At 39.8% G+C, this 19956-nt stretch carries 37 protein-coding genes, 1 tRNA gene and 1 pseudogene; 1 reads left to right on the top strand and 38 read right to left on the bottom strand.

What is annotated here, in order from left to right:
• Positions 1 to 9: 9 nt before the first annotated feature.
• From IGI88_RS10370 to IGI88_RS10280, 19 genes and pseudogenes are all read right to left on the bottom strand, one after another.
• On the bottom strand, positions 10 to 240 hold the full coding sequence (locus IGI88_RS10370) for a hypothetical protein (protein ID WP_429960435.1): 231 nt from the start codon (positions 238 to 240) through the stop codon (positions 10 to 12).
• Complete coding sequence (locus IGI88_RS10365; protein ID WP_429960434.1) at positions 194 to 1837, bottom strand: phage portal protein; 1644 nt, start codon at positions 1835 to 1837, stop codon at positions 194 to 196. Before IGI88_RS10365 ends, IGI88_RS10370 begins: the two co-directional genes overlap by 47 nt.
• Before the next feature lie 10 nt (positions 1838 to 1847).
• Positions 1848 to 3194, bottom strand: a pseudogene (gene terL, locus IGI88_RS10360) (phage terminase large subunit).
• Between the two features lie 96 nt (positions 3195 to 3290).
• Positions 3291 to 3857 carry an NUMOD4 domain-containing protein gene (locus tag IGI88_RS10355; RefSeq protein ID WP_429960433.1) on the bottom strand — a complete coding sequence of 189 codons (567 nt, stop codon included), beginning with the start codon at positions 3855 to 3857 and terminating at the stop codon, positions 3291 to 3293.
• 55 nt (positions 3858 to 3912) lie between these two features.
• Complete coding sequence (locus IGI88_RS10350) at positions 3913 to 4308, bottom strand: phBC6A51 family helix-turn-helix protein (RefSeq protein ID WP_429960432.1); 396 nt, start codon at positions 4306 to 4308, stop codon at positions 3913 to 3915.
• Positions 4309 to 4325: 17 nt separating this feature from the next.
• Complete coding sequence (locus IGI88_RS10345) at positions 4326 to 4640, bottom strand: hypothetical protein (protein ID WP_429960431.1); 315 nt, start codon at positions 4638 to 4640, stop codon at positions 4326 to 4328.
• Positions 4637 to 4915, bottom strand: a complete 279-nt coding sequence (locus tag IGI88_RS10340) for a hypothetical protein (RefSeq protein WP_429960430.1) — start codon at positions 4913 to 4915, stop codon at positions 4637 to 4639. Before IGI88_RS10340 ends, IGI88_RS10345 begins: the two co-directional genes overlap by 4 nt.
• A 204-nt stretch (positions 4916 to 5119) precedes the next feature.
• On the bottom strand, positions 5120 to 5305 hold the full coding sequence (locus IGI88_RS10335; protein WP_429960429.1) for a hypothetical protein: 186 nt from the start codon (positions 5303 to 5305) through the stop codon (positions 5120 to 5122).
• Entirely contained in the window at positions 5298 to 5558 is a 261-nt protein-coding gene (locus tag IGI88_RS10330) for a hypothetical protein (RefSeq protein ID WP_429960428.1), read from the bottom strand. The genes IGI88_RS10335 and IGI88_RS10330 overlap by 8 nt, the downstream gene beginning before the upstream one ends.
• Before the next feature lie 3 nt (positions 5559 to 5561).
• A complete protein-coding gene (locus IGI88_RS10325) occupies positions 5562 to 5906 on the bottom strand; it encodes a hypothetical protein (RefSeq protein ID WP_429960427.1) in 345 nt (114 codons plus the stop codon).
• Positions 5896 to 7092, bottom strand: coding sequence for a helix-turn-helix domain-containing protein (locus tag IGI88_RS10320; RefSeq protein ID WP_429960426.1), 1197 nt, complete (start codon positions 7090 to 7092; stop codon positions 5896 to 5898). Before IGI88_RS10320 ends, IGI88_RS10325 begins: the two co-directional genes overlap by 11 nt.
• A 40-nt stretch (positions 7093 to 7132) precedes the next feature.
• Positions 7133 to 7309: a hypothetical protein gene (locus IGI88_RS10315; protein WP_429960425.1), complete on the bottom strand. Its 177-nt coding sequence runs from the start codon at positions 7307 to 7309 to the stop codon at positions 7133 to 7135.
• 127 nt (positions 7310 to 7436) lie between these two features.
• A tRNA-Ser gene (locus IGI88_RS10310) sits at positions 7437 to 7506 on the bottom strand.
• 638 nt (positions 7507 to 8144) lie between these two features.
• Entirely contained in the window at positions 8145 to 8558 is a 414-nt protein-coding gene (locus IGI88_RS10305) for an integrase (RefSeq protein WP_429960424.1), read from the bottom strand.
• A gap of 213 nt (positions 8559 to 8771) precedes the next feature.
• Positions 8772 to 8933, bottom strand: a complete 162-nt coding sequence (locus IGI88_RS10300; protein WP_175496514.1) for a hypothetical protein — start codon at positions 8931 to 8933, stop codon at positions 8772 to 8774.
• A complete protein-coding gene (locus IGI88_RS10295; RefSeq protein ID WP_429960423.1) occupies positions 8934 to 9227 on the bottom strand; it encodes a hypothetical protein in 294 nt (97 codons plus the stop codon).
• A 3-nt stretch (positions 9228 to 9230) separates the two neighbouring features.
• Positions 9231 to 9419 (bottom strand): hypothetical protein, encoded by a 189-nt coding sequence (locus tag IGI88_RS10290; RefSeq protein WP_429960422.1) that lies wholly within the window; start codon positions 9417 to 9419, stop codon positions 9231 to 9233.
• Positions 9409 to 9825 (bottom strand): YopX family protein, encoded by a 417-nt coding sequence (locus IGI88_RS10285; RefSeq protein WP_429960421.1) that lies wholly within the window; start codon positions 9823 to 9825, stop codon positions 9409 to 9411. The genes IGI88_RS10290 and IGI88_RS10285 overlap by 11 nt, the downstream gene beginning before the upstream one ends.
• A 1-nt stretch (position 9826) precedes the next feature.
• Positions 9827 to 10144: a hypothetical protein gene (locus tag IGI88_RS10280; RefSeq protein ID WP_413137459.1), complete on the bottom strand. Its 318-nt coding sequence runs from the start codon at positions 10142 to 10144 to the stop codon at positions 9827 to 9829.
• 44 nt (positions 10145 to 10188) lie between these two features.
• Between IGI88_RS10280 and IGI88_RS10275 the strand changes: the two genes are divergently transcribed.
• A complete protein-coding gene (locus IGI88_RS10275) occupies positions 10189 to 10449 on the top strand; it encodes a hypothetical protein (protein WP_131732160.1) in 261 nt (86 codons plus the stop codon).
• A 36-nt stretch (positions 10450 to 10485) separates the two neighbouring features.
• Here IGI88_RS10275 and IGI88_RS10270 read toward each other — a convergent pair whose 3' ends face one another.
• The 19 genes from IGI88_RS10270 to IGI88_RS10180 form a co-directional block, all read right to left on the bottom strand.
• On the bottom strand, positions 10486 to 10707 hold the full coding sequence (locus IGI88_RS10270) for a hypothetical protein (protein ID WP_429960420.1): 222 nt from the start codon (positions 10705 to 10707) through the stop codon (positions 10486 to 10488).
• Complete coding sequence (locus tag IGI88_RS10265; protein WP_429960419.1) at positions 10707 to 11018, bottom strand: hypothetical protein; 312 nt, start codon at positions 11016 to 11018, stop codon at positions 10707 to 10709. Before IGI88_RS10265 ends, IGI88_RS10270 begins: the two co-directional genes overlap by 1 nt.
• A 2-nt stretch (positions 11019 to 11020) precedes the next feature.
• Positions 11021 to 11389 (bottom strand): hypothetical protein, encoded by a 369-nt coding sequence (locus IGI88_RS10260; RefSeq protein WP_429960418.1) that lies wholly within the window; start codon positions 11387 to 11389, stop codon positions 11021 to 11023.
• Positions 11390 to 11436: 47 nt separating this feature from the next.
• On the bottom strand, positions 11437 to 11691 hold the full coding sequence (locus tag IGI88_RS10255) for a hypothetical protein (RefSeq protein ID WP_429960417.1): 255 nt from the start codon (positions 11689 to 11691) through the stop codon (positions 11437 to 11439).
• Positions 11692 to 11735: 44 nt separating this feature from the next.
• Entirely contained in the window at positions 11736 to 12023 is a 288-nt protein-coding gene (locus IGI88_RS10250) for a hypothetical protein (protein WP_074934617.1), read from the bottom strand.
• 35 nt (positions 12024 to 12058) lie between these two features.
• Positions 12059 to 12526 carry a hypothetical protein gene (locus IGI88_RS10245; RefSeq protein ID WP_429960416.1) on the bottom strand — a complete coding sequence of 156 codons (468 nt, stop codon included), beginning with the start codon at positions 12524 to 12526 and terminating at the stop codon, positions 12059 to 12061.
• A 33-nt stretch (positions 12527 to 12559) separates the two neighbouring features.
• Positions 12560 to 12871: a hypothetical protein gene (locus tag IGI88_RS10240; protein WP_228073940.1), complete on the bottom strand. Its 312-nt coding sequence runs from the start codon at positions 12869 to 12871 to the stop codon at positions 12560 to 12562.
• Positions 12871 to 13104, bottom strand: a complete 234-nt coding sequence (locus tag IGI88_RS10235; protein WP_257601785.1) for a hypothetical protein — start codon at positions 13102 to 13104, stop codon at positions 12871 to 12873. The genes IGI88_RS10240 and IGI88_RS10235 overlap by 1 nt, the downstream gene beginning before the upstream one ends.
• Positions 13101 to 13661, bottom strand: a complete 561-nt coding sequence (locus tag IGI88_RS10230) for a DUF1642 domain-containing protein (RefSeq protein WP_429960415.1) — start codon at positions 13659 to 13661, stop codon at positions 13101 to 13103. The genes IGI88_RS10235 and IGI88_RS10230 overlap by 4 nt, the downstream gene beginning before the upstream one ends.
• 150 nt (positions 13662 to 13811) lie before the next feature.
• Complete coding sequence (locus IGI88_RS10225) at positions 13812 to 14258, bottom strand: single-stranded DNA-binding protein (RefSeq protein ID WP_429960414.1); 447 nt, start codon at positions 14256 to 14258, stop codon at positions 13812 to 13814.
• Positions 14255 to 14737, bottom strand: coding sequence for a hypothetical protein (locus IGI88_RS10220; RefSeq protein ID WP_429960413.1), 483 nt, complete (start codon positions 14735 to 14737; stop codon positions 14255 to 14257). The genes IGI88_RS10225 and IGI88_RS10220 overlap by 4 nt, the downstream gene beginning before the upstream one ends.
• Positions 14676 to 14975 (bottom strand): RusA family crossover junction endodeoxyribonuclease, encoded by a 300-nt coding sequence (locus IGI88_RS10215; RefSeq protein ID WP_429960845.1) that lies wholly within the window; start codon positions 14973 to 14975, stop codon positions 14676 to 14678. Before IGI88_RS10215 ends, IGI88_RS10220 begins: the two co-directional genes overlap by 62 nt.
• A 122-nt stretch (positions 14976 to 15097) precedes the next feature.
• Positions 15098 to 15511, bottom strand: a complete 414-nt coding sequence (locus IGI88_RS10210) for a hypothetical protein (RefSeq protein WP_429960412.1) — start codon at positions 15509 to 15511, stop codon at positions 15098 to 15100.
• A 186-nt stretch (positions 15512 to 15697) separates the two neighbouring features.
• Positions 15698 to 16540, bottom strand: a complete 843-nt coding sequence (locus IGI88_RS10205; protein ID WP_429960411.1) for an ATP-binding protein — start codon at positions 16538 to 16540, stop codon at positions 15698 to 15700.
• A 4-nt stretch (positions 16541 to 16544) separates the two neighbouring features.
• Entirely contained in the window at positions 16545 to 17318 is a 774-nt protein-coding gene (locus tag IGI88_RS10200) for a DnaD domain-containing protein (RefSeq protein WP_429960844.1), read from the bottom strand.
• Between the two features lie 19 nt (positions 17319 to 17337).
• Positions 17338 to 18015: a putative HNHc nuclease gene (locus IGI88_RS10195; protein ID WP_429960410.1), complete on the bottom strand. Its 678-nt coding sequence runs from the start codon at positions 18013 to 18015 to the stop codon at positions 17338 to 17340.
• The gene (locus IGI88_RS10190; RefSeq protein WP_429960409.1) at positions 18016 to 18951 is read right to left on the bottom strand and encodes a DUF1351 domain-containing protein; all 936 of its coding nucleotides are present in this window, start codon (positions 18949 to 18951) and stop codon (positions 18016 to 18018) included.
• Positions 18948 to 19676 carry an ERF family protein gene (locus IGI88_RS10185; RefSeq protein ID WP_429960408.1) on the bottom strand — a complete coding sequence of 243 codons (729 nt, stop codon included), beginning with the start codon at positions 19674 to 19676 and terminating at the stop codon, positions 18948 to 18950. The genes IGI88_RS10190 and IGI88_RS10185 overlap by 4 nt, the downstream gene beginning before the upstream one ends.
• Positions 19677 to 19913, bottom strand: a complete 237-nt coding sequence (locus tag IGI88_RS10180; RefSeq protein WP_213357340.1) for a hypothetical protein — start codon at positions 19911 to 19913, stop codon at positions 19677 to 19679.
• Positions 19914 to 19956 lie beyond the last annotated feature (43 nt).

The following is a 19956-nucleotide window of genomic DNA, read 5'->3' as shown; positions in this document are numbered from 1 at the left end:
ACTACCTCCCTACCAAGAAAATCTGACTAACTCAATTTTTGCATCAATCGAATGTTTATCCTCGTAATCCTCAACACTAAAGCCGCCATCTTGAAACTCTTTGCGGATATCATCTGTGACAACGTCTTTGCCGTACAGGACTTCTTTTTTGCCAATCTTCATCGCTTCAGCGATAGCATCTTTGATTTTTTCGCTATCCTTCTTCTGATACTGGCTCATCATCTGTTGTTTGAGATTCATCTTCTTCAACCTCCGTATCAGTTTCTTTGTCACTATCAAACACGCCAGAACCAGCTTGTTTCTTCAATCGCTTCAGTTCTTCTTCAAACGGAACACCAGTTAATCGCTCAGCCATTTCGCACAACGTTTGATCTGATACGATGCCAACCATTCCAGCGATAACGCTCATGATTTCTTCGTCAGATTGCGGTACGTTTGGCGTAAATTGAATTTGGATCTCGTTTACTTTGTTGTATAGCTGCTCTTGTTGTTTTTCATCAGAAGCAAAAAAGGCTTTGACTGTATCAATCAAGCCTCGTGGTTTATCCAATCCATCCAGTCCCTCTTTAATGCTCCAAGAGTGTGTGAGCAACCGTAGACGGCGCATGATAGCTTTTTTGACCATCCGTTCCTTATTCTTGCGATCGTTGTCTGATCCCCAACCCTTGAAACGGAATCCAATACCCGACTGGTTGGACCCGATGTTCTCATCAGTAAAATCAATAAGAGATGTGAAGCGCAAAATATCTGCAACTGTTCGACTGTCATTAGCTTCCATTCCTGCAACGTCATACTCTTTCTTAAGGTAGTATGCATCAGGTTCAGCACCTGCAACGTTGTTGTCGTAAATCTTCTTATCCCCTAATACAAGCATTCTAGCTTGCATCATAGCTTGGAATACTGCTAATTTGCTGTTGTCGCCTTCCTGGTCGTCTGCTGTATCAGGGTTACCTTTAATCACCAAGTAAGCTTCCGATGAATCTTGTTGGAAGTTAGCCATCTCTGATCGAGAAAGGTCGTATGCATCGATGGAATCCATCACATGCTCAAAGTCGCTCGTTCGTTCTTCGTTGTTTGGCCATTCATTGATTTGCACAGCGTCAAAATAGTTTTGAACAGCTCCGCCTTCATCAAGTACAGCATTCTCTAAATCATCATCTTTAGCCGTGAAGTAATAGTTATATCCACAGTTTGTGTATAACTCAATCCGAGTGAATGACTTGTCCAAGAACTTCTCAACAAAGTAGTGAACCCCGCAGATGGAATTTCTGTCTTTAGTATTGTCGTAAATCACAAATGTTTGTTCCGCATCAAATTTAGCTATCGTTTCTTTGCCATATTCATCACGCCCAACCCACTCATAAGCACGCCCTAAACCAAAAGCATCACGGCTCATCAACTGATTGTGGTAGTCCTCATTGGATTCACTAGCAAACCGATTGATTCGTTCAACAATAACTCGATCACCGTTATAACTAATCGGATTACCTAGCAAGACGCCTTGCTTGAACGACACGATAAAGTTTGCGAAATCACTCGCTATCCGATTGTCTGCTCTGCCATCTGGCTTGCTTGGGCGCCGCTTGATGTTATTGTCAGCGTTTAAGTATCGCTTTAGCTCTTTTAATCTAGGTACTTGTTTCTCACGATGATGCCTGATAAAACCGACAATCGTTTTCCACATGTCTTCATGCTTGAAGTCGATGCACTCGCTTATTTTTTCTGTCCGCTTATCTAGCATGTCTATTTTCGGCAACTGACTAACCGGCACCTTATAAACAAGGTTCGCTTCCTCATCAAATCGCTTATGCCCTAAAAGCTGAATATTCTGTTCCACTGTATCACCTCTACAATCCTAGTTTTTTGAATGTGTCGATCGTCTTCATGACATCTATTTTTTCTGTTGTGTTCATGCTCATCGTTTCGGCGATGCCTGTTGTAGCATCTGGAGCATCGTCATGTTTGTTTTTTCCTTCTCGTTGGTATGTAGTCATTGCCTTGTAGTAATCAGGAAATCTTGTTCTCCAATCACTAGGCATCCGCACATATTGTTCAATCCAGTGGCTGTTGGAATAGATTCTCGCTTCTTTATTGGCGCTTTGAAAGAAATCGGATATTGCAGCTGCGCATTTCCCTTTTACTTTCTCTCTTACCGAACGAGCAAAAGACCGACCGCCGTTGTTGCGCTCGATACGTGATGTATTCACTTTGAAGTTAATCAACTGATTTGCAACTGCACTCTCCGTGTATTCCATAGGTTGTTGCGTATAGATAACGTCTAAAACATCTTGATAGCCATCTAGCGTTTCTCCCCAAACGATCGAACAAAGGTAGTCCTTACCAGTATCGGCAGTATCACAATAATGCCAAATCTTCTTATAGTTGGATCTGTTGCTGTAAGTCTTGAACTCTCCGTACAATCTCCCTTTAATGTCGATAGGTTCTTGTTGGTAGTTGGCACTTGCGATGTCGGCACCCATTGTTTTGACCTTACGCTGATAATCCGCATAGGAAAGGACGTCTTCACAAAGCATCCGATCGTTCTTTTCATCGTACGCTTGAAAGTTGATATGCTTAACCTTATATCCGCTAAGAGGGAGTTCTTTTAATGCTCTACCCGCCAAATCATTGCTATGCCATCTAGTCATGTTGATAATGATCTTACCGTTGCTCTCAAGGCGAGATAGCATGGTATTTACAAACCACTCCCAATGTTTATCAAGGACTGCAGCGTTGTTGGCTTCATCTGCATTCTTGATTACGTCATCAATGATGATGATATCTGCACCAAAACCAGTAGCTGTACCAGTAGGCGATGTAGCCAGGTAGTTATTATAGCCATCTTCCAAACTCCAAAGATTCATTGCGCCATCACCATATTTGATTTTTGCGTCGAATATGTCGGCGTACACAATCATATCTTTGTCGGCCTTTATCTCTTGGATCGTGTTTCTCACATTCTTGGAAAATACGGTTGATAGTGTTTCGTTATATGAACCAGTCATGATTTTCTTGCTGTGATCATTTCCTAATACCCATTCAACAAACCGTCCAAGCGTTAAACTTTTTCCATGTCTAAGCTACGGAGGCAAATTAATAATTAGGACATCATGTTCATCGTCATTCAAGAAATTTTGCAAATTGTCACATAAATTCATTAAGTATTCACGTTGTATATCGTAAAACTTCGGCATGATTAAATTGCAATAAAAAAAGAACCTGCGCTTTGCAAGTTCGATCTTTGCTCCTTTAACTACTATCTCATTAATTTGCACCCCATCACCCTCTTTCTAATCTACATACTTCCAATGATACCCATAAGCAGTAGTCGTTTTTGTTTTGGCACTCCTTACAATTAGAGGCACGCCTTTTCTGTCTCCCTTGCTATATAAACTAGCATCTGAAAGAGAATTAAAAATTTCATTTGTTTCTACACACATTACTTTTCTCGCTGTTTTTCCGTTCATTGCTTTTACTGCTTTTTTTATATTTTCTTTTGATTTTAATCCTTTTTTGTAAAAATGCTTGTTTTGTTCAGAGAAAGAACTCCATTCTAAATTTTCAACATTATTATTAAGTTTGTTACCGTCTTTGTGATTAACTGTTTCTTTTCCTTCTCCATTAGGCAAGAAAGCACTCGCTACAATCCTATGAACCATGACAGATTTTGATTTATTATTTTTATACAAATCTGTCATTAAATATCCGCTATTTTTCATTCTTGTATTTTTAATTTTCTCATGAACAATTTGCGGTTTTCCGTGATTGTCTCGATATCTTTCTACGCTTTTGATTCTTCCTAAATTGCTGACTTGGTATAATCCTTCGTAACCCGAAACATCTTTCCATTTTTCCATATTACCACCTCATATATATTGTAACACATTTAGGTAGTACATGGTAGGTTTATAGCTATAAATTCGCCAACTTTCGCAATTCTTCTTCGGAAAGATTAGCAAAAGGATTGCTCACTTTCATATCACCAGTAATCTTAGTTTCTTGTTTCTCAGCGTATATACCGGCTATCGTAAGAATCATTTTTCTGTCCTGATGGCCTTTCTCTGTTAAAGCAAAGTTATACGCCGCATTCAGAACGTTAGCGGCTTTCCCTTTGATTAGCTCCATAGTCGTTTTATTTACCAAATCGACAAATTCTTGTTTCTTCATTGCATCATAGTACTTATTTCGACTAACACCAGCGAGATTACACAACTCTTGAACAGATTTACCGACATTCTCAGCGTTCAATAAGACTTCTAATAGTTTTTTCTCAGCTGGTGTAGGTTTGTATTTGTCATTTTCTGTCATGCAACCTCACCTTCTTTCTAAAAGTTCTTCTTAACTAGCGTTGCTCCCTCTCGCTCATACTGTTTAATAAATTCTTCAACGTTTGTTTGAGTTCGGGATACTACTGCAATAGATAACCAACAAATTGCTACTGATCTGATATAATCGGTATTCACATTCACATAGTTCCCACTCCATACTGGTTTAATCTCATTGCTAATCAGCTTGCCCTCTTTATCCAGGATAGGGTTCTCAGTAAAGTATCTTTCGTTCTCGCCTTCAATCGCCTTCTTATACGCTTCAGCGAATTCAGGTTCTACATCAACCGTTAATAATGCTTCAAAGAATTTCATATGCGAGCATCTCCTGACTTAGCAAGAATACGGCCGGCAATTTCTTTGCCATTAATAGCAATGTTTAGTTCAGATGCTTTATTTACCCCTGTGTGAATATGATACTCTTTGTCCTTTTCTTTATTTTCTTGTGAGTATACAACTTCAAGGGCTAATTTATTAGTAAAGTCATCGTACTCAACCAATTCAAGATTTATCGATTGGACTTCACTTAAGTCTAATTGCTCGAAAGCGCTAAACGCATTTCTCAACATAATTCGTTTTTCTTCATTCACATTCCATACCTCCTTAATCTCTCCATAATATGCGAGTCACTCTTCCAGCCATGCCCAATGTATATCAACCTATGCCGATCGATATACTCGTCACTAAATTGCTCATGGCATTCAAGCAACGTGTGCTTTGGTTTCAACTCCGCTTGTCGGATATTCTTATGACTTAGTATTCCTACTGATAGTTGGATGTAATAGTAATGCATATCAGTCACTAACTGCGGCTGCAATCACCGCAATGATTAAAATCAGTATTGTTAGTCCAACTCCAATTAGAACTGGAGTAAATACTAACCACCAACTCCAAGCAATTACTCCAAATAATTTAGCAACGACAAAAATTAATGTCAGGATACTCAAGAAACCCAAGCCACCACTATTTTCTTTATTCATTATTATTTCCTCCTTTGGATTTAATATGCTCATTCCAAGACTCACGCACATAGTCTTCTCTAAAGCAATACCAGTCATCGTAGCAAGCCTCTTTAACGAGATCTTCTACATTATCAAAAGATCCAATATAGTCATCTGAATCTCCACACATAGGGCAAACTCTCGAAGTGACTTCTTCGTCATATTCATCTAAAAAGTAAATATCGCTTAAGCAACTCACGTATACATAGAAAGTTTTATTTTTAGATGTCATAATTCACCTCAACTCACATTCACGGACTTCATATTGATAAATAGAATTTTGTTCATTTAATTGCTCCGCTGTCCGTATAGCATCTTTTTCATTTTCCATTATTGAATGGATGCCTGCTATATCTCCGAATAACTTAAGTTCCGGTTGTGATAACGGATTATTGCATACCGCTCTGGCTTTGAATCCCATTTTAACGACTACATAGACTTCTTGACCTTTAGACGCCATACGCTTTTTCATGCGATTCTTCTTTTTCCAAAGTTCTTCCCATTTGTCCATATCATGAGTAACATAGTAATGCCATTTCATTTGCAATCTGAGCAAAAGATATCTTACCTTAAATGTCATACGTCACCCTCAGCCTTTCGCTATCATATTCAAACAACTGCAACACCTTCTTGCCCATCGTCCAACCATTCTCAATCTCATAGCTGTCATTCGGCTTAATGGTCCCTAACTGACGATGGATCACACCTTGATAGTCGTTCGTCTGTTGCGTGTGGAAATGACCAGTGATTATCTCCCGTGTAGTTGCATTACTCCACATATCGCTAAACTCAGTAGCAAATAACATCGGCAAATCCTTCCGCTTGCCATACTGCCCATGAGTAATCATGATCGCCACGTTATCCAACATGAACGCTTGTCGGTATTTATTATGTGCATGCACTTGGATGTCTGGGTACTTGGCTTCTAGGTATAAGAGAAACATGTACTCGATGGATCCACTATGGTTCCCTTCAGCGTGTTCCACAGTCACTAGCTTCGAATGTCTCACACACTCAGTAATCAATACATCAAAAAAGGAGCGAGCGTCTTTAATCGCTTTAACCATGTCCACGTCATCTAACTGTGTGCCAGCCATCGTGACCGACTTCTTAATTTGGCTGCTATGGAATAAATCTCCTAGCTGACCAATAACAATCTGCTTATAGCCTTTTGAGATAACTTCAATCATTCTCGCTAGCTTATCTTGCAAATCCTCTAGCTTAGTGATACCAAAATGCCAATCAGCCAAACCGATGAATAGGTTTCTGTCACCCGTCTTGATTGCGGTTAGCTTTACTGGCTCGATTGATTCGGTAAAGGCAGATGTGTTAAATGCCTTATGCTTTGGCTTCACCACAAACTTCAACTGCTGATTCCATTTCTGGATATCCGCTGTTGTGGTCGTCCACTCATTAGTGGTTACTTGAGATATTTCCCACTCTTGTGGATCATAGCCCTTGTACTTAAGGATATCTTCTGGCGTTTTCCTGTCCTTCTGGTAGAAAGCCATCTTCACATCGAATTCGGCTTGAGAAATAGTGCCATCAATGTTGTACCGCTTGTTCTCACTAATTGACTGACCATCTATGTTGCGAGGCGGCGTAGTCACACTCGAACGTCTAGCTTTATGCCTAACGCTGTGATAGGTAAACTCTCTGCCGAATTCATTTGATAATATAATCGCTATATCTTTATTTGTCTTACCCTCACCGACTAAAGCTTTCAGCCTATCAATTTCTTGTTCCGTCCAGTTTATGTCTGCCACCTCGCTTCGTTCTATGTATTGCGTAGACTAGCTACGCTGTTTAAAATGCATGTACCGTACGTGCATGCTGCTCAATCGCTTGATCCAATTTCATACCTTTAACCTTTTTGCTCAATTTGTTTCTTACTTGTGCAATTTCATCTAGGTTAACATCAGCACGACTTGAAAGACTTCTTAAGTAAGCAACTTCACCTTTTAAAATCTGTTCTTGTACCATTTCCATTCCTCCTCAAAATAAAAAGCCACTCGCAATGAGTGACTTCGATATGTACGTCCCCGCTTGGGACACATTGCTAAGAGGTGTGCGGGGTTCTATCAGTTTTTAGGGATTACTGTGAACCCTACTGGCATAGTCGGACTCGAACCGACATCCTCCGCATTCTGACGACTGTTTTCCCTTTAAACTATATACCAACTTGAGGGAGCTACCCTCTGCATGCTTATTTTTCTGGGACTAATTCCCGTGTTTTGAGATTGTTTATCCAACAAAAGCCCCGGGATAATTCGGTGGCTGATTGCCACGTGCTTACTGTCCAATCTCAATGTCACTGGAGTGGTACTGCCCCACTCACGTATCAATACCACAAAAGATTGGCTAGTTCCTTTGTTGGTCGCCCCTAAAAATATTGATACAACCAAGCGTCTTCTACTTCCGCCACAGTGACCGAAGCTTGGTGGTGTACAGATAGCACACTTACTACATTGCCGTATGTAGCACCGTATAGCTTCTTCACGATCTTTTTCGGTGATCGTAACCATCATAGGCATTTAGAGTCACTGGCAAGGAATCGAACCTTGCATGATAAAGATTATATTTCCGACTGGTACGCTACTTCATTCACGTTCCCGACCTAGCTTATTAATCACGTCGTTCCCATAACCGAGGAGTACTTTATCTTACGGTCTAAGCGTCTACCCTTTCCGCCACAGTGACTATCGCCCACAGAATAATTTTTACGTATCAAAAGGAGGTTGAATGCCGTTGTGCTTGTGGGCGATATCTGATAATACTAATTTACCACGTTTTTAGTGCCTAAAATTCCGCAAATCGTTCATATATCAAGCATCTTGTCTAACTCTTCGAAAAATCTGTTCCGATATTCAAACGCTTTGGTTTTACCACACTTTATCTGGAAACTATCAACCAGCCCTTGCATCGTGTATTGCGGAAATCGTTTGATATACAACTCTCGAATGATCGTCTCGGTGTCACTGCCGCACTCATCGAGAAGTTCTTGTACAATCTGCTTATTGCGTTTCAACCGCCGAATCTGTTTATCCGTCTCGATAGTCCACAATGTGCCGAACATTGTATCACTATCACTTCTAGTCCCCTTGATATCTCCATTTATATCCTCTTCCCGATACGGAACCCGAATCTCTTCTTCAAGCTTCCTGACGTACTTATCCGTATCTCGGTAATCTTTCAACACTGCCTTGACTCGTTCAACACGCCATTTCTCCAATCACTTGCCCTCCTCAATTAAATTGGTCCCACACATAGGGCAGAAGGTAATATCAAACTCTGCCGTGTAACCCGCATTATCAACTTCAGCTGTAACATGCATTGTATTGCCATTCACTCCAACTTCCACACAGTCGGTACGTCCTGACCACAGATAATCAGATCTATACAAAGTTTCCCTATTCCTTGGATCGGGTTTACAGTACTCACACATTTACTCGACCTCCATATAATCTCTGACGAACTCTTCAATTTCTTCTTCGCTGTATTTTTTTCTTGTTCCAAACTCACTCTCGATCAGTCGCTGCCATACGTATTCTAGCAGCATTCCGTGAGAGAAATCATAAGCATACGAGCCAGCAGCTTTCAAATCCAATCACTCGCCCTCCTCGACAAGAACGCCTTCCCAAGCTTTCAGAGTTCGTTCAAATAAGTCATCCGTAAAATTCATTTCCCCATTCTCAAACACCAATTTATAACCGCCATCAATCTTATATGCGGTGTATACTTCGCCAACCAAGCAATAGCGCCCTTCGCTTTCAAAACTATCGATACAAATAAATTGTCTGTCTTTCATTTTATTGCCCTCCTCATTATCTTCCTTACCAAAAATCACACTTGCAACCACTGTCGCTACGACTGCGAGAAAAAACGCTACTGCAAAGTCCATCATTTATCCTCCGCTTTCCATCGCATCTCGCACTAGCGGATCATTGATAATAATCTTGTACTTCATCTGCTCATGCTGCAGCTGTTCATGTAACTGCTCAATCTGTTTCTGCTGGTCCACAATTGTATAGGATAGCCAACTTAGACCAGCGATCGTCAGCAGTATTATGATGATTGCTTGGCTAGTTTTCATTGGCTTGCTCCAGCAGGTTTGGGTTCTCCCAAACATTCCCGATAACTTCGATTGTCTCGTAATCTCCCCCCATAATTGTAGACAAAACGTTGTTTTCGTAATACCACGAGCTGGGAGCTTCAATATCAAAGGCTGGGTAACCCTCGTCCGCATAATTCTTAACCACACTGGTGTAGCTGTCTTCTTCGTTGCCCCCGTCAGATACTTTTACAACGTCGCCTTCAAAAATATCCACGCCGTTCTTGTCTTTCAAGCCAGTGGACTGCATGAGGGTAAATAAGGTTGATTTCTTACTATCATCAAACAAACGTCCTAAACCTACGAACTCTTTCAATTTGTCCCATTCAACCATCTGAGCAGCTTGTATTCCGCTATTTTTAAACCAACATCTATATTTTGGTACCATCTTATCCCTCCTGTTTATCAAACGTCTCAGAAATGAAGTCATCAAATTCCTTTAAATGCATAACTTTTTTGAAATAATTTCTGTCACCGCACTGTTCCAGTCCTTGACTTTCAAGACTTTTCCGCCAAAAATTAGCGGTGTCTTCGTGTGATGTATTGATGACTACGTAAATAGTTATCCCTAGCCCTGAATGCTCGAATAACCGGCAGTAACCCAATTCCAAACTCAAGTTTCCTCCTAAAATAGCTTTATTATATTTATCAAATGTATTTCTTGTGACTTCTACGTACTCAACTTTTTTCTTGAATAATCCAAGCATCTTATCCCTCCGTCCATGATATAATCGCCATAGGAGGCGATCGTATGAAAATTACTGTTGATCTAAACTCAGTTGTTCCAATAGCCGTCATTGATGCTGTTAATGAAATGATGTATCCATTACGAGTCATCGAATTAAGCGATGATCCTAACGAATTTCTGAAACAACTGAGTATTTACATAAATGAGTATTCTGATGAATTTTCTGAAATTCTTAAGCAACAATTTATGGTCAGAGTGACTGAACGTGTTGCAGTCGATCTGAAAACACAAGGAATTTCAATAATTCCAAAAGAAGACTCCTAGTGGGTCTTTTTTTCGCTATCGCTGACGATTGCGGAATTAATCTTTTGGTGATAAGACCCATTGACTGAAAATAATTAGGACTTTAAGAGATTCATCATCAGACAAGCTCTGAAAATTACGTATTGTATCGTCTTCAAACATAGACCTATCACTATCAACCAAATAGTAAAATAGATCCCAAGCACAACTATGTTGCCAGCTATATACATGTTTTAAATCATCTAATAACATCTGTTGTTTATCATTTATTTTCTCCATCACTCTGCCTCCTCCACAGGTGTCGCAAGCGCCATCAATCTTGGATCAAGCCTCCTGATCTCACTTTCTGTGAGTTGTGGCACCATACACAATAAATCAGTCATCCCGTGAATGCCCGTAGCAGTTAAATAATTATACTTGTAGCTACTAAAGCGAATAGGTAGTAATACTCTATAACGTTTTTTTCCATCCGGTCTTTCCTCGTATGGCTCAAATCCACTGAAATTAATGTGACCTGTCCCGGCCGTCCTCATTTTTCTGTACGTTCCAATTTTTCTACCCTCAAGAAATATAGTGTTCGGTTTAATCACGTTCATTCCTCCTGTCCCTGCGCCCATTGACAAGCCTCTTGAACAACTTGACGTCGCTGTTTATCGTTTAGTGACTCATAAGCGATATCGTATGGTTCTTTTGAATATCCCCAATCTTCGGCGCGTTCCAATCGATGAATTGCATTGCATAGATCAAAACTAACCATCATTTCTTTCAAACGCTCCAACACAATCTGCTGATTCTCGCTGAGTTGCGGTTGTTCAATTTCCTGATAGGTATCAATGGTTTCAAGCAAAAAGTCATATTGCCTTGCTAAACTGCCATGTACTCCCGGCGTTCCGCCTTCAACTCCGTAGCAAAGATGCTGTTGCTCCTCAACGTAATCTCTGAAGTCATTCATTTCACTCACATTCATTCCTCGCTTTCTGCTATTTCGTCGGATAACCGACTCAATTTCTACTTATCGAAATACCCAGTAAAACTCAGGATTTTCAAGGCAAACTCGTTTAACTCATCTCTGGTTAGTTCTGGTTGTAAGCCATGGCAAAACATCATGTACTCTGCATTTTGGGCTTCATGTGGTTGTGGAATGAATTCCCTAATTTCAGTGCAGTATTTTCCATTTCTTGCTTCTTTTAGGTAAATACTGTCGCCCCATTTACCTAGAGTGAATGGTTCTCCTGAGTAGGTTAATCGTTCTTTTTTTGTCATATACAAATCCTCCCCCCTATTCCACTATTTTGGTGGATAACGGACTAAACTAAAGCCCCATCGAGAGCCAATAACGTTGATTCATTGTCATTAATGCAACTAAAAACCTGATTACCTGCCTCATGAAGACCTACTGGCTCATTTGTCTCTTCACTCACTGTATTTGCAACTTTTGTAATGGCAACTGTCGTCTCAAGTTCTTTCATACTAGCCATAAAGTCCTCTTTGTCTTCTACGTCACACACTACTTCTTCATAAAATTCCATACATTTCCCTTCATTTTCAGCTGCTACAATTGCAAAATACGGGTCATTAATTTCAAAAATTCTCATTTGTTATCTTCCTTTCTAGTTTGCTATTTCTGTCGTTAATTGACTGTATGAACTTCTTGCGCCAGTCCCTGATATGATCCATCTTCGTTTTCCCAGACTTCGATTTGAAACAAAGACCCATTCTCTAATTTTTGTATGAGTTTGTAGTATTCATCCTCTTCGATTTCTTTTATGTCTTCGACTGCATCAATAGACATGCTCTTAAATCCTAGCTCTTCGAGATACTTCACGTAGTGATTTCCCCAAGATTCATCTAAAAATCGAGTGTAAGCATGACTTAAATTATTTGCTGTGAATTCTTCATCCTTATACTCAAATAAGTACATCCATTCCTTATCCTCTACCATTGTTCTGATTTTATTTTCCTTTTTTAAACCGAACGGATTACACCAAATCTTTTCATCTCGCATCCAGATATTTAGCGTTTGGATGCCATCTAACATAAAAATAGATAAATCTTTTTTTATCCTGAAAGGTTTATTTAACCGCGGTATCCATTTCATTTATATTTCCTCCAAGTTTTCTATTTCTTCCGATTACTGACTCAATATCTCGACCGTTGCACCTGCAAAATTGCCTTTCTTCAAAGGTATCTGCAATCTGCACGCTCGATCCAATGTCCATTTGTTCAGCCCTGACATCTCTGCGGCTTCACGCTGTGTGCTGAATTCTTTGACTTCACCATCTGGAAAAGTAAATCTGACTGGCGTTGAGTTGTATCTATTCTGCTTTGGTCGGTCGTAACTCTTTCCCCACAAAGCCTTTCTCAAAACTCTGATTTCGTCTTCATCAGCACCTGGCGTATTAACTAACTTTTCCAACCGATACAAATCTTCTTTGTTAGCCATCATTCCACCCTCTTCATATCTCGCAATCTAACTACTGTCCGATCGCTGCCAAACGTCACAATAGCTGAGTTCTCAAGCACTTTGACACACACTGCTTTGAAAGGTGTTTTAAACCGTTCGGTCACGCACCAATACTCGATGCCTGCTTTTACTCTCCGTTGCTTTCTGACTACTCGTGGCGGCGGGCTATACTTGCCGTCTTGCACGCCTGTTACTGTGTCTGCTAGTTTCATTTGACTTCCTCCACTGGTACTGCGAATGCCCAATATCTTTCATCGATTGATTTGATTTCAGCTTCAGTAAAATTTGATCCGCTTGTAGTATTTTGAAATATCACGATATCCCCATTATCAGCTTTAGTTAGGTATGCGCCCCATGATGTTCCGGGAAGTTCAATTTGATATAGCGGTTCTTTCTCCACCTCATACTCACCTGTCACAAAAGCCTGAACTGCAATGAGATATCTTCTGTCATTCTCCGCTGCGTCATTGTCGTAAAGCCATTTATTAACCTCATCATCCGTCTCGTCTACGCTTTCGTGAAACCAGTCTTGGCTGAAAATGTCTGATGCGCTATTTCCTTTATTATCTTGAATATATTTATCTAAAAACTGCGGCACTGTCACTTTTGATTGTTCATCTAGCTGCTCCATTAAGTTTAATGCCCATTCTGCACAACTGTTAAATCCTTTTTTATATGCAATAGTTGGTCCAGAATTACCTTTTGGCGGTTCATCTGGATAAGTATAGGTTTGTAAATCAATATTTCTGATTATTTCCTGTTTATTCACTTTTACTCCTCCGTTCCATTTCTTCACAAATCCATTTTTCACGAAAATTAAATCGCCTTTGCACGCTCCGCACGATTTTTAGTTGCGCTATTAGCTCTTTATCTGATAGTTTGCGTATGCTTTCTTGTGTCGGTGTCATCTGCTCACCTCTCAAAACGGTAAAGAATTATCATCAATATCGATCGATGAATTGCTGAACGGGTCTGATTGAACGTTGTTGCGGTTTTGTTGAGCATTGGCATTATTAGTCGTTTGACTATTTGAAACACCGCCACCGTTGTTTTTGGCGTCTAAAAACTCAACTCCGCCGTATTGGTTTGCCACGACCTCGACAATCGTTCTTTTCTGCCCGTCTTGCGTTTCATAACTTCTGCTAGTCAGCTTACCGTTGACAGCAATTTTTGATCCCTTGTTTGTGTAGTTGGCTAGTGATTCGGCTTGTTTTTCCCACACTACAATCGGGATGAAATATGATTTCTTGTTATCTCCCCAACCATCGTCTAAAGCCAGCGTATTCGTTGCCACTGCTTTTCCAGACTTCGTGTACTTCAATTCGTTATCCCTTACCAATCTGCCGATTAAATTTACTGTATTCATTTTTCTTCCTCCGATTTGATAATTGAATTGCGCTTCTCTTTAAGCCTCTTCAACTGATATTCAAGTGATTCGATTTCACTATCTACTTGATAAAGTTGTTTCTCTTTGTTAGGAAATGCCGTCTTTTTGACAAAATATTTTGGGTATCTTCTGCCGCCTGAATCACATGCAACCTGAAAGCGATCATCTTCCGAGTATTCTTGATAAGTGGTTTGTTCTACTTCTCGAACATCGTTACAATCAAAAATCAGCGTGAAGTCATTGATATTTTCATCGTCAAGAACGTATGAAATGCTATCTTGATAACTTTGATAGTAGCTATCAATCAGTGTTATTTCGTTTTCGCTAATTCGAGGAAGAAATGTCCAGTTCGTACACCAATAAGGATCGGTGCTTGCCCCTGTGCGAGTTCTCTTGTCAATTTCCCTTGCATAAAGCCCGGTCGGTATAATCTTTGCTTTGTTTTTCTTTGATAACATTTTCTTCCTCCAATTCAATTTCAATCCTCGGGCAATCCTTGTCCACTTCAAACCGATGCTCAAAGTTGGCAATCTCGCCCCATCCATCATTTGCGATCACTCTCGCTTCAATCATGCCGTCCAAGATAAACTTGATTCCGAACGCAATGTTGTCTTTATCTTTTTTTCTGTTTTTGCAGTACCAAGTTATTTTCAAGTTGATTGGCTTTGTCACTCTCAGCCCTGCTGCTTTCGCCATCAAGAATGCATAGCAACATTTTTCCGTGTTCTCCTTTTTCAACTTAGCGCCTGCATAGCGGTTCGTCCGCTGACTATTGATGAATTTGTTCAGGTCTGTTAGCTCTCCTGGTATCGTAATAATCAGAACATTCCCCTCGCTTTCAAGTATCGTTTGCAATGCTCTGGATCCAAAGGTTTGTATTCAACTAAAATCGGTGCCAAATCATATTCGATCATCGTTTTCTTATACGCTTCGTTTGCGCTCATCCATCCTGCCAGATTATGAATGTTTTTCTTAAATTCACATTGAGATAACGCAACTTGAATATAGGCTTTTCTATGAGCTTCCCAATATCTAAGCTCCTTTTCCAAATCTATTCCTATGCCTTCGTAATACCGCCGTTCTAAGTCGGTTAAGTTGATTAAATTCGTTATCGTCTGTTGTGAACGCCGTACGCACTCAAGATATTTCTCCGAAATACAACTTGGCACCATTTCATGCTCTTTCAAATATTCTTGAAATTCTTTGCCTGTGCCAACGTCCTTATAGCGCATTTCGCTTGTCCAAGTGATCCAGAGTTATGACCGCTATATCCTTTTCTGTTAGTCTTAGAGTCTTGGCTACTTCCGTTGGCTTAACTCCCTTATCTAGCAACGCTACAGCTCTGGCTACCGTATGTTTAGGGAAATCAAATCTCCATCCGTCAAGACAAATCACATGTTCTTGTATTAATGCTCCAGTCATTGATCTACACCTCTTATCCGTTTGTCAGTGGTTCTAGTAAATTGAATGTTATGCCGCTTTGAATTTTTTGATATTCTAGACAATATTCGCTCGCCGTACGCCTTTTTAATTTCATCCGATGTTAAATTCGTGTTTACCATTAATGCTTTATTTTGCCTTGCTTCTAAAATTGAATACAAGATGTCGTTGTTAAAGCTGGTGCTATCTTTTATGCTGTTACCTCCAAGCTCTGCGCCCAAATCATCAATAACCACGAAGTCTACTGTTTTGATATCTTGTAAAAGGGCTATTTGATTTTTCGACTCAGATTGATCGTTAAAAGAAGCCTTGCGCCTTTCCAACAACTCTCTATAATTGACAAATAATACTTTTTTTGAGTATTGACTTTCTTGTAATATCGCCCAACATACCGCCATGCATAGGTGGCTTTTACCAACTCCAGATTTTCCAGATAAAATCATATGTGTAGGATTTCCATTCAAAACCTCTTTGATAAAGTCCACCGCATAAGTCATAGCAACCGCAGTTTCCTCTTCTTTGGTCTGGTAGTTATCTAGAGACTTATCGAACAAGGCATAATCAGTAATCACGGATCTATACTTGAATAAATCATGATTCTTCTTTTTCAGGCTGGTTTCGTATCGCTTGTTCGTATCTGCATCTACTTTTAGTTTTAAGGCATAATATCCACACACCATGCAAGTAGGTGCGCATCTATCTGAACCGTCTTTATTTTTCGTTTTCCAACCGTACAGAGCGCCGTTACACTCAGGACAAACTCCTCTGATTTCTAGCGTTTGCTCTATAAGTCTTGAAATACCTACTGCTACGCTTTCCAATAAATCACCATCCTAAATCGTCATATTCGCTAGACCCTGTATTTTCAAGCTTGCCTTTATCTTTGGTAGCCTTCTTGTCTTCCGCTTGCACTTGTTCAACTGACTTGAATTTATTTCTTTCCCAATCTTTTAAAATTGTATTTACATAAGCGTATTTTCGAACGTTATTATCAATCGCAATTCCCAAAGCGTGTATAATCATCAATCGAGCATTATCTTCTGTAGCCCCTGCTTTAACTAGGTCTTCCACCCAATACTCAAAATCAGTCATTGTCTTATGTGTGATTGATCCAAATCCATTTTGTTCGTAGTAGTCGTAGATGTCCTTGTTTACTACTACCCTATCCTTACCTAACCTAACCTTACCTAACCTAACCTGTGTATCCATTTGGTATACCGCTTGGTTGTCATCTGGTATACCAACAATTTCTTGAGCGCCAAAACCATTGGTATCAAAGGTATAAGCCTTATTTTCTTTATCAGCTAACATAGATTTTTCTTCTTGATAAAGAGTCGGCTTGTACCGATCGTTACGAATATAGTTATGAATTTTCCAGTGCTTGATAACAATCACTCCGCTATCAAAAACAAGAATGAATTTCTTAGCCATAAGCAGCTTTAAATCATCGTCTCCACAACCAACCATACGTTGTATCTTTTTTGGGTTATTAATAAAACCGTCATCATCTGCTCGCATGGATAAATGGAAGTACAATGATTGTGTTGATAAAGGCATGTCAAGAAACGCATCACTGTCTATAATGGTTTTGGCAAACATCCTTCTTTCTGCCACGCTATCAACCTCCTATCCTCAATTTTTTTATCTCATCTTGATTTAGCTTTATGCCAATAACGTGATACTTGTTTTTAAACTCTGTAATCCCCATTTGATGCTTCTCGGTATGATGGGTTCTGCAAAGTGCTGCAAAAGTAAATTCTGTGTGATCTACTTCTTTCCGCTTACGTCTTCCCAAGGCTTTGTCAAAGTGATCGATGTCAGCGTTCTTTTTACCGCAAATGCAGCAAGTCCTGTTTGTCACACATTTATAGAAAAAGTACTGTTCATTTTGTGCCGGAATCTCATAGCCTTCACGAAATGGAATGTCATTTGCGAAGATAAAATCTAGTATCAATTCATCTAATGTTGAGACTTCATCGACTGTGTTCTCTGATTGATTCGACAAGCTGATGTTCTTCCCTGTAAAGTATCGAAATTGCCAATAGAACACGTCTTTAAGGCTCTCTAATGGTTCGCCAGTGTAAATGTATATGTCTTGCATTAAAGCGAATGTGAAGCGTCTCTGCTCGACTGTGAACCCTCGTGGGTCTTTGATGAATAGTTCTGCTTGTCGCTCACCGTCATATCCATCAAATATTGTTTTGAGTCGTTCGATGTTTAGTTCATCTTTAAGTTCTAGCATCAGGTGATTACCTTCTACTTTTGATATTTTCGCTAGATACGAAAGGTTATTCATTTACATCACTTCCACTTTTATTCCTTCACCAGTGATAAATTTGTTTAATGCAGTTAGTTGTTCATGCGTTCCTGTTAGTCGCAATTCAACTGTTCTAAACTCTTCAATTTCTTGGCGTTGCAAATCTGGTGACTCCTCTAAAATTTCACCAGTTTCTTGATCGATGACATTATTCTCAACTTGTCGCTCTTTGAGTTCTTTCATAGCTTGCTCATATTCAGCTTGGGCTTGCTGCTCCTTGAGTTCACGCTCTTCTCGTTCCCGTTTAGCGACCACAGTCGCATCAATTTGCTTCATTAAATCTGATGCGAATAATCCATTCTCGATCTGGGCTACCCACGATTCTGGCTCAAGCCCTACTGCTTTAGCGTAGTTGCCAATGATAGCTTTATCATTTTCAATTCGTTTGTTTTCTGCAGCGATTTGTTTCATTTGGAATGTGATTTCTTCGAGTGTTTTCTTGTTCAATTCACCTTTTGTAGTAAAATTGCCTTTGTTTAACCATGCTGGCTTAATCTCCAACTCGTTGGGATCAATCTCGTAGTTTGGTGCAATTTCTTCGATCGTTGCTTTCAGTTTTTCAAATCGTTTGTTCTTTTCAGACTCTTCAAAAGAAGAAATACTTTCGTTGATGCCGTCGCTAACAAGTTTGATTTGATTCGTATAACCATTGATCTTAGTTTCAAAATCTTTTAAAGGCTTGCTGTATTCTTTCTTAACCGCTTTGCGTTGGTCGTCCAGCAACTTGGCAATTTTATTCAAATCTGCTTTAGCTTGTTTCGCTTCTGGAATATTGTCGTCAGTGAAAACCAAAGTTCCATAACGAGCGATAGTCACATCCACCAACTCTTTCAGCTTGGCTTCATTGTTGATCGTGATTTGGCTTGGTGTGAAATCTACGTTAAATTCAAGTTGAGTAGTTAAATCGGTCGTCACTGTGCATTCCCCCAATTGATATCATTTTGTTTTTGTTCTGCAGCCTTGCTTTCTTTAGTGTTTTTCTCATAGTCTTGCTTCCACTTAATGAGTTGAGCCATAGCACCGCTATATAGATTCGCTGGCAATTGTTCAAGAGATGAAACCTTTGCCATTCCAGCCAACTTATTTTGGATTATCGATAGTTCAGCCCCTACTAATTCAGCGACTTTTCTAGCTTCGTCATTCAAACTAGCCAGCTGTTTACCGTCAATAAGCTTAGGCGGCTGGATAGATTCTTGTTTTCTTTGGAATGAATCTGGATCGTCTTTGTCTGTCGCAATGTTGAAAAACTTCAGTAAGAAATACTTTTCTCCGTAGGTTAAAGCTTTACCCACTCCTTTTTCCCCAGCAATATCAACACCTTGTGCATACCAAGCACTATCGACAAAATCATGTCTGTCATCGATATTCTGCCAACGCATATTCATTTCTAATTCAGTAAAATAAGTGGCACGTTCTTTCTGGTTTTCTTTACTTCCGATTAGCTCAACCCGTTCGTTGAGTTTGTGATTAGTAATGGAAGGAATTAGCAAAAGCCCAGCATCGTTGATAGCACTGTGCAAAGCCCCTAACACATCACTAGACCCCACGTATTGGAACTGGCTACCAGATTTTTCTTTCTTCAGATAAGAAATTGATTTTCTGACTTCCGCTAAACGCTGATAAACATTCTTCTCACTCAACTACAACGCCTCCTTCAATTTCTCGATTACTTGCTCCAACCCTTGAATCAGTTCTTCTCGATCAAATTCAGCTGATTCTTCGATAGTTTCAAATTGTGTGCGGACATCCTCGTCGTCACTGTCCTGATAAACACCTACTCGATCGTTCTTCTTATCAATATCGAAAACGATTGATCCGTATGGCTTGTATCCGTCAATTAGATGTATACGCCCGATTGTGTCAATAGCTATTCTCATGGTATAATCTCCTTAAGATGTATTTTCTGACTGACTAAAGCTT

It is taken from the genome of Enterococcus sp. AZ179 (genome assembly GCF_050498885.1).
GTDB classification, from domain to species: domain Bacteria; phylum Bacillota; class Bacilli; order Lactobacillales; family Enterococcaceae; genus Enterococcus_D; species Enterococcus_D entomosocium.
Note: the sequence above shows the minus strand (reverse complement) of the source record. Positions and strands in the feature narration are given on the sequence as shown.